We start from the raw sequence: 7,377 nt of genomic DNA, 5'->3' as shown, positions 1-7,377 counted from the left end.
CCGTAATAAGCCGACCGCTGCCGACCGCTCTTGCGCCCGCCGCCATCCAGGCGGCGGGCGCGCCCCGTTGTATACCTGAGCGTTGTATACCTGAGCGGTCCGGGCGGTGGTCACTCGTCCCGGTAGGTCTCCAGCAGCCGCAGCCATACCTCGCTGATCGTGGGATACGACGGGACCGCGTGCCACAGACGGCTGATCGGCACCTCGCCGATGACCGCGACGGTGGCCGAGTGGAGCAGCTCACCGACTCCCGGTCCGGCGAACGTCACACCACGCAGGATCTCGCGGTCGAGGTCCACGATCATGCGGGCACGGCCGTGGTAGCCGTCGCCGTAGAGCGCCGCGCCGGACACATTGCCGATCTCGTAGTCGACCGCGCGGACACGGTGGCCCGCCCGCTCGGCCTCGGCGAGGCTGAGACCGACCGCGCCGATCTCCGGGTCGGTGAAGACGACCTGCGGAACGGCGCCGTGGTCGGCGGTGGCGGCGTACGGGCCCCAGGGCGCGGAGACCGGTACGGCCGAGTCCACGGCCCTGGCCGCGATGGCAGCGCCGGCGATCCGGGCCTGGTACTTGCCCTGATGGGTCAGCAGAGCGCGGTGGTTGACATCGCCGACCGCGTAGAGCCAGTCACTCCCGTCGACCAGGCAGCTGTCGTCCACCGTCAGCCAGGAGCCCGGATCGAGGCCCACCGACTCCAGACCGATGTCGTCCGTGCGCGGCGCCCGGCCGGTGGCGAAGAGGACCTCGTCGGCCTCGATCCGCTCGCCGCCCGTCAGTACGACCGTCACCGGGCCGGTACCGCCGTCGCGCTCGACCGCGGCGACCGTCGCTCCCGTACGGACCTTGGCGCCCGCCTCGGTCAGCGCCTCGACCACCAGCTCACCGGCGAACGGTTCCAGCCTCGGCAGCACACCGTCGCCGCGCACCAGCACGGTGACCTCCGAGCCGAGCGCCCGCCACGCGGTGGCCATCTCCACACCCACCACTCCCCCGCCGACGACCACCAGGCGATCCGGGACCCGCTGGGAGCTGGTCGCCTCACGGCTGGTCCAGGGCTTGGCATCGGCGAGTCCCGGCAGATCGGGAAGTACGGCCCGGCTGCCCACGCACACGGCGACGGCGTGGCGCGCGGTCAGCACCCGCTCCTCGCCGTCGGGGCCCGTGACCACGACTCTTCTCTTGCCGTCCAGCCGGCCGTAACCGCGTACGAAGGTCGCTCCCACGCTTTCGAGCCATGCGACCTGGCCGTCGTCCTTCCAGTTCGCGGTGAACTCATTGCGGCGCGCGAGCACCGCGGACGCGTCCAGCGGGCCGCTCACATCCTGGCTCAGCCCCGGCAGCCTGCGCGCGTCGGCGCGCGCCAGCACCGGGCGCAGCAGCGCCTTGCTCGGCATACAGGCCCAGTACGAACACTCGCCGCCGGCCAATTCGCTCTCCACGACCGCCGTGCTCAGTCCGGCGGCCCTGGTGCGGTCGGCGACATTCTCACCGACCGGTCCCGCGCCCAGCACCACAACGTCATATTCCATGGCTTCCGTCATGGGCTCAGTCTGGTGCGGAGATCGTCGCATGGCCACACGATCTTCGGGCAGGGGCCAAGGGACCCGAAGGACTCAGGACCCAGAGGGCCCAAGGAATACGCCGATGCCGCGGACGGTTGTCGCAGGCGGCTTCCCACCGGAGAGCAGGAAGAGGTAACAGGCCATGGCCACTGTGGAACTCACCAAGGACAACTTCGACCGGACGGTGTCGGAGAACGACTTCATCCTGATCGACTTCTGGGCTTCCTGGTGCGGACCGTGCCGCCAGTTCGCGCCGGTGTACGAGAAGGCCTCGGAGCGTCATGAGGACCTCGTCTTCGCCAAGGTCGACACGGAGGCACAGCAGGAGCTCGCCGCCGCCTTCGACATCCGCTCCATCCCGACGCTGATGATCGTCCGGGACAATGTCGCGGTGTTCGCGCAGCCCGGCGCGCTGCCGGAGGCCGCCCTGGAGGATGTGATCGGCCAGGCCCGCGCGCTGGACATGGACGAGGTCCGCAAGTCGGTCGCGGAGGCCGAGGCGAAGGCGAAGAACGCCGAGAGCGCGTAACCGGGAGTTTTCCGGCGGAGTGCCCGCCGTCCTCAGGGGCCGGGGACGGCGATCACCCGGACCGACATCCCGTAGTCCAGCTCCGAGCCGTCGACCAGCAGCGCTTCCACCGTCAGGGTCTCGGGATCGATGTCCGCCTCCATACCGTTGCCCTCGTACCTGGGGTAGCCGGAGGCTCCCGTGTCACCGGTCGCCTCGACGACGGCCGAGCGCAGGGCGTTCGCGGCGCCGGGCGGGCCTTCGTCGTCCTCCGTGAACTCGGCGACCAGATAGATCTCGAAGCGCTGTGGAACGGTGCTCATGGAGCCGACGCTAACCATCCGGCGACGGCGCCGCATGTCGCCGCCGTCGGCCGGGCCTGGCACCGGGCCCGGGCTCAGGTGGACTCGCGGCTCAGGTGGACTCGCGGTGGACAGCCCGCGCGCCCATCAGATCGTGCCGCTCCGGCTCGCCGTCCGGATCGCGGACGACCCGGTGGACGAGTCCGGCCAGCCGCTGTCCCGTCACCATGTCGATATGCACGGTGGAGAGCCTGGGCCGCAGGAGTCTGCCGAGCAGCAGATCGTCGGCCCCGATCACGGCCGTCTCCGCCGGGACGCCGATCCCTTCGTCCTGGAGCGCCCGCATCAGGAGCATCGCGTACTCGTCGTTGTACGCGAAGACGGCGTCCAGGCCGAGCGCGCGCCAGCGGGCGGCGAGGGCCGCCGCCGACTCCTCCTCGTACGCCAGCGGCAGCGGCTCGATCCGGGCGCCGGTGGATTCGGCGGCTGTACGGGCCCCGGCGAGACGCGGGCCGGCGAACAGTTCCAGGCCGGGTTCCACAGGCATCACCACACCGATCCGGGCGTAGCCGCGTCCCAGGAGATGGGCCACGGCCCGGCCGCCGATCTCACGCTGGTCCATGACCAGCGCGTGCGCGCCGTCGACCCGGTCGGGACCGAGCGTGATCACGGCTCGCGCACCGGACCGTTTGAGCAGGTCCACGCCCTGCGCGGTCAGGGCGATCTCACCGAGCGAGACGACGGCCACGGGCCGCAGCTCGGCCCAGGCGCGCGCCGCCGCGTCCCCGTCCATGCCGAGGCTGCCGTACTGCACCACGGTGTAGCCGAGCCGTCGCAGGGCCCACTGGAGCTCGTTGAAGAAGGCGCTGTACAGCGGCCCGACAGGGACATGGGCCGCCGGCAGCAGCACGATCCCGGTGTGCCCGGCACGCAGACTGCGGGCCGCCGCGTGCGGTACGTATCCCAGCCGCTCGGCGGCCTCGTGCACCTTGCGGCGGGTGGGCTCGCTGATCCGGACGGCCGAGGTGTTGTTGAGTACGTACGAGACGGTGGCACGGGAGACACCGGCCAGCCGCGCCACATCGGCGCTGGTCGGGACCGGACGTTCGGCGGAGTGTGCGGCGGACTGCTCGGGCAACGGGCTCATCGCTCCCGGTATCTTTCCAGACGGCCCCAGGGCAGGTCCCACGGATGTCCTGAACTAACGTCGTGCGGATGACGACCTTCTCCGACGCCTCCGGCGAACTTCCCGGCCGTGCCGGTCCCACCGCCACCACCGAGGCCGATCCCCGTGCCGTGGGACCGGTCCGTACCTCGTACGCTCCCGAGCACGACGGCGATCCGGATCCGGGCGAGATCGTCTGGACCTGGGTGCCGTACGAGGAGAACGACGGACGCGGCAAGGACCGGCCGGTTCTGGTGGTCGCCCGAGAGGCGGCGGGCACGCTGCTCGCGGTTCAGCTCTCCAGCAAGCGCCACGACCACGACCATGAGTGGGTGCCGATCGGAACAGGGCCGTGGGACCGCGCCGGGCGCGAGTCCTGGGTGGATGTCGACCGGGTGCTACGGGTCCATGAACGCGGCATGCGGCGGGAGGCGTGCGCCCTGGACCGTGGCCGGTTCAATCTGGTCGTGAACCGGCTCAGGGAGCGCTACGGCTGGAGCTAGGGCCTCTCGGCCGCCGCGCGAATCACCATGTCACGGCCGTCCGGAGCACCGTATTTCCCCATTCGGACGATCTCCTCGGATTCTTTCCCGATGCCCGGCTGCCGTGTGCTCATGCGGCGAACCGTGTGTGGACGATCCCGGCCGGGGCAACCGGTTTTCTGGCGAAACAGTGTCCCCGGGGGCACTCTTGTGCGAAGCGGTGAGAGGGGCTTTAGGTTGGACGAAGCGCTCCGCCCCGAACCCGGGGCGGAGTCCGGTCGGGGGCCTGATCCACAAGACGGGCCCCAGGTCTTCGACAGGAGGATCCGGCCATGTCACCCGACAGTTTCAGCGACGAGGGACCAGTGATCGGCGAGGACGACGCCGAGGAACTGCTCCGCGGTATCTGTTTCAAGACCGGCCCGCCCCGCACCGTGGGCGTGGAACTGGAATGGCTCGTGCACGATCTGCACAGCCCCGAACAGCCCGTCCCGGCCCGTCGGCTCAAGGAAGCCCTCGACGGACTGCGCGCCTTGCACCTCAGCTCCGCACTCACCTTCGAACCCGGCGGGCAGCTCGAACTGAGCTCGGCGCCCGCCGCGTCACTGATGGAGTGCATCACCTCCACCGACCGGGATCTGGCCCTCGTACGGTCGGCGCTCCGTCCGGCGGGACTCGCTCTCGCGGGACTCGGACAGGATCCCTGGCACTCTCCCGACCGGCTACTGCGCGCACCGCGCTACGACGCCATGGAGACCTATCTCGACCGGATCGGCCCGGCCGGCCGCGCCATGATGCGGACCACCGCCTCCATCCAGGTCTGTCTGGACGCGGGCCACGAGGAGCCGGGACCGCTCGGCTACGGCCGACGCTGGCAACTCGCCCATCTGCTGGGCGCGGTGCTGGTCGCCGCGTTCGCGAACTCACCGATGCGCGAGCGCAGACCGACCGGCTGGCGCTCCACCCGGCAGGCGCTGTGGGCCCAGCTCGATCCGGCCCGTACCACCGCGCCGGCCGCACGGCACGAGCCGCGCGCGGGCTGGGCCGCGCTCGCCCTGGACGCTCCGGTGATGTGCATCCGGGCGCCCAAGGGCCCCTGGGCCGTGCCCGAGGGACTGACCTTCCGGAACTGGATCCGGTCCGGCGCGCCCAGGCCGCCGGTCCGCGCCGATCTCGACTACCACCTCACGACGCTCTTTCCGCCCGTCCGGCCGCGTGGCCATCTGGAACTGCGGATGATCGACCAGCAGCCGGGCGACGACGGCTGGATGGTGCCGCTCGCCGTCACCACCGCGCTGTTCGACGATCCCGAGGCGACGGAGACCGTCTACCGCACCGTCAAGTCGCTCGCGGAGACGGCGGGCTCACTGCCCGCGCCGCGCAATCTGCTCTGGGTCAACGCCGCGCGGTACGGCCTGGCCGATCCCGAGCTGCATCTCGCCGCGATGGCCTGCTTCGCCGTCGCGCAGGAGGCTCTTCCGCGCATCGGTGCCACTCCCGCCGTGCAGAAGGCCGTCGCCGCCTTCAACGATCGCTATGTGGTACCCGGCCGGTGTCCCGCCGACGAACTGCGCGCCTCTTTGAACGGGAAGGACCTCAGGACATGACCGACTCCGTGGAAACCGTCGGGATACCGGCCGAACGGCTGCGGCAGCGGGCCGTCGACGCGCTGACGACCGCCCGGGACCGTACCGCGCTGCTGACCACCTGCGTCGACGACCACGATCTGACCGCGCAGCACTCTCCGCTGATGTCCCCGCTGGTCTGGGATCTGGCCCATATCGGCAATCAGGAGGAGCAGTGGCTGCTGCGGACCGTCGCGGGGCGCCCGGCGATCCGGCCCGAGATCGACTCGGTGTACGACGCCTTCGAGCATCCGCGCTCGGCGCGGCCCACACTGCCGCTGCTGCCGCCCGCCGAGGCACGGGCGTACGCGTCGGACGTACGCGGCCGGGTCCTGGACGTCATCGAGCGCACTCCGCTGCACGGCGGTCCGCTGCTGGACGCGGCTTTCGCGTTCGGCATGATCGCCCAGCACGAGCAGCAGCACGACGAGACCATGCTCATCACCCATCAACTGCGCCGTGGCCCGGCCGCGCTCAGCGCGCCTCCACCGCCCGCCGGCGATATGGCCGGGCTGCCCGCCGAAGTGCTCGTACCTGCCGGGCCTTTCACCATGGGCACCTCCACCGAGCCCTGGGCGCTGGACAATGAGCGCCCGGCCCATCAGCGGCTCGTGCCCGCGTTCTTCATCGACACCGTGCCGGTGACCAATGGCGCCTATCTCCACTTCATCGAGGACGGCGGATACACGGACGAACGCTGGTGGGCTCCGGAGGGCTGGGCCCAGATCCGTGAACACTCCATCGGCGCGCCGCTGTTCTGGCGGCGCGAGGGCGGGCAGTGGCTGCGCCGCCGCTTCGGTGTGGTGGAGCCGGTGCCGGTGGACGAGCCGGTTCTCCATGTGAGCTGGTACGAGGCCGACGCGTACGCCCGCTGGGCCGGACGGCGGCTGCCGAGCGAGGAGGAGTGGGAGAAGGCCGCCCGGCACGATCCCGTCTCCGGCCGGTCGCTGCGCCATCCATGGGGCGACGAGGAGGCCACCGCGGAGCGGGCCAATCTCGGCCAGCGCCATCTCCGGCCGGCGCCCGTCGGCAGCTATCCGCAGGGCGCGTCGCCACTGGGCGTACGACAGTTGATCGGCGATGTCTGGGAGTGGACGTCGAGCGACTTCCTGCCCTATCCGGGCTTCGCCGCCTTCCCCTACCGCGAGTACTCGGAGGTGTTCTTCGGCAGCGCGCACAAGGTGCTGCGCGGCGGATCGTTCGCGGTGGATCCGGTCGCCTGCCGGGGCACGTTCCGCAACTGGGACCTGCCGGTGCGGCGCCAGATCTTCTCCGGCTTCCGCACCGCCCGTACGGCCGGTGACGCCGAGTCCCGTACGGCCGGTGGCGCCGTGTCCGCCGACAGCTCCAAGGAATTCTGATGTGCCGTCAGATCGCTTATCTGGGACCGCCGGTGGCGCTCGGCGAGGTGCTTGTGACGCCCGCGCACGGGCTCTACAGACAGTCCTGGGCGCCGCGCCACCAGCGGTACGGGACCGTCAACGCCGATGGTTTCGGCGTGGGCTGGTACGCCGAGGGCGATCCGGTCCCGGCCCGCTACCGGCGCGCGCTGCCGATCTGGGCCGACCTCGGCTTCACCGATCTGGTGCGGGTGGTCCGTACCGGCGCCCTGCTCGCCGCGGTCCGTGACGCGACGGTGCCGGGCGCCGACGGCGAGGCCGCGGCGGCGCCGTTCGCCGACGGGCCCTGGCTGTTCGGCCACAACGGCTCGGTCGACGGCTGGCCGGGCA

The 7,377-nt window shown here is 71.1% G+C and carries 7 protein-coding genes and 1 pseudogene; 5 read left to right on the top strand and 3 right to left on the bottom strand.

Annotated features, from left to right (window positions below; genetic code table 11):
- Positions 1–110: 110 nt before the first annotated feature.
- Positions 111–1,544, bottom strand: a complete 1,434-nt coding sequence (locus GA0115259_RS28690) for a dihydrolipoyl dehydrogenase family protein (protein ID WP_202450431.1) — start codon at positions 1,542–1,544, stop codon at positions 111–113.
- Between the two features lie 163 nt (positions 1,545–1,707).
- Between GA0115259_RS28690 and trxA the strand changes: the two genes are divergently transcribed.
- Entirely contained in the window at positions 1,708–2,094 is a 387-nt protein-coding gene (gene trxA / locus GA0115259_RS28685) for a thioredoxin (RefSeq protein WP_093602412.1), read from the top strand.
- 32 nt (positions 2,095–2,126) lie between these two features.
- On the opposite strand, the gene GA0115259_RS28680 is transcribed toward trxA, so the two are convergent.
- Positions 2,127–2,396: a hypothetical protein gene (locus GA0115259_RS28680; RefSeq protein ID WP_237540559.1), complete on the bottom strand. Its 270-nt coding sequence runs from the start codon at positions 2,394–2,396 to the stop codon at positions 2,127–2,129.
- 91 nt (positions 2,397–2,487) lie between these two features.
- The gene (locus GA0115259_RS28675; protein ID WP_093602410.1) at positions 2,488–3,522 is read right to left on the bottom strand and encodes a LacI family DNA-binding transcriptional regulator; all 1,035 of its coding nucleotides are present in this window, start codon (positions 3,520–3,522) and stop codon (positions 2,488–2,490) included.
- Between the two features lie 68 nt (positions 3,523–3,590).
- Here GA0115259_RS28675 and GA0115259_RS28670 point away from each other — a divergent pair, with 68 nt between their 5' ends.
- The 4 genes and pseudogenes from GA0115259_RS28670 to GA0115259_RS28655 form a co-directional block, all read left to right on the top strand.
- Positions 3,591–4,043, top strand: a complete 453-nt coding sequence (locus GA0115259_RS28670; RefSeq protein WP_093602408.1) for a type II toxin-antitoxin system PemK/MazF family toxin — start codon at positions 3,591–3,593, stop codon at positions 4,041–4,043.
- Positions 4,044–4,354: 311 nt separating this feature from the next.
- Positions 4,355–5,629 (top strand): ergothioneine biosynthesis glutamate--cysteine ligase EgtA, encoded by a 1,275-nt coding sequence (gene egtA, locus GA0115259_RS28665; RefSeq protein WP_093602406.1) that lies wholly within the window; start codon positions 4,355–4,357, stop codon positions 5,627–5,629.
- Positions 5,626–7,008: an ergothioneine biosynthesis protein EgtB gene (gene egtB, locus GA0115259_RS28660; RefSeq protein WP_093602404.1), complete on the top strand. Its 1,383-nt coding sequence runs from the start codon at positions 5,626–5,628 to the stop codon at positions 7,006–7,008. The genes egtA and egtB overlap by 4 nt, the downstream gene beginning before the upstream one ends.
- Positions 7,008–7,377 (top strand): annotated as a pseudogene (locus GA0115259_RS28655) (class II glutamine amidotransferase); the annotation flags it as partial. The gene egtB and the pseudogene GA0115259_RS28655, both read left to right, overlap by 1 nt.

The organism is Streptomyces sp. MnatMP-M17, assembly GCF_900091995.1.
Taxonomy (GTDB): Bacteria; Actinomycetota; Actinomycetes; order Streptomycetales; family Streptomycetaceae; genus Streptomyces.
This window is presented reverse-complemented; position numbering and strand designations above follow the sequence as displayed.